Here is a 276-nt window from a genome sequence, read left to right on the forward strand (position 1 = left end):
CGGCGTTGCCTGCCGCATCCACGCAGCCTGGAAGGTTGCGGACCGTCGTGGTGCCGGGACAGGCCTGCGTCACGAACCGGAAGACGCCGTCGCGCAGCGACTGCGTCGGCACCGTCGCGAGCTGGCTCGTGTCCTGCGTCCGGCGCATGCCGTCGTAGTTGACGAAGAAGAACGCGCGGTCGTGGCGGATCGGCCCGCCGAGCGTGGCGCCGAACTGGTTGCGCCGCAGCACTTCCTTCGGGAGGCCGCGCAGCTTGTTGAAGTAGGAATTGGAGT

General features: G+C 68.5%; 1 protein-coding gene. It reads right to left on the bottom strand.

Annotation, left to right across the window (positions count from 1 at the left end; translation table 11 throughout):
• The coding region (locus SAZ04_RS21980; RefSeq protein WP_332699694.1) for an outer membrane beta-barrel protein at window positions 1–276 on the bottom strand (276 nt) is incomplete at both ends.

The sequence above is a fragment of the Halalkalibacter lacteus genome, assembly GCF_036663595.1.
In the GTDB taxonomy this organism is placed as follows: Bacteria; Bacillota; Bacilli; order Bacillales; family Bacillaceae_D; genus Halalkalibacter; species Halalkalibacter lacteus.